The sequence below is a fragment of the Peribacillus sp. N1 genome (assembly GCF_054600815.1).
On the sequence record NZ_BAAHZO010000035.1, the window covers coordinates 1 to 320 of the forward strand.

Annotated in this window: 1 protein-coding gene; it reads right to left on the reverse strand. The window is 41.6% G+C overall.

The features are described 5' to 3' along the window. On the reverse strand, positions 1-320 hold a 320-nt coding region (locus ACYP5M_RS26540), incomplete at both ends, for an Ig-like domain-containing protein (RefSeq protein ID WP_459735734.1).

The window sequence follows — 320 nt, forward strand, 5'->3', positions numbered from 1 at the left end:
TTTGCTGCTTTTCCTGTATTGCCCGCTTTGTCTTTTGCTGAGACGTATAATGCGGAGCCTGCTTTTTTCTTGCTGATTTTGATGGAGAAATTCCCCTTACTATCAGCTTTTGCCGTTCCGATGTTTTTATTGCTGTACTTCACGGTAACCGTTGAACCGATTTCAGCTTTACCAGTTACTTTTGTTGCTTTATCGTTTACTTCATTCACTTTCGGTGTACCTGGAGCGGTTTTATCTTTAACCGTTACTTTTGCTGCTTTTCCTGTATTGCCCGCTTTGTCTTTTGCTGAGACGTATAATGCGGAGCCTGCTTTTTTCTT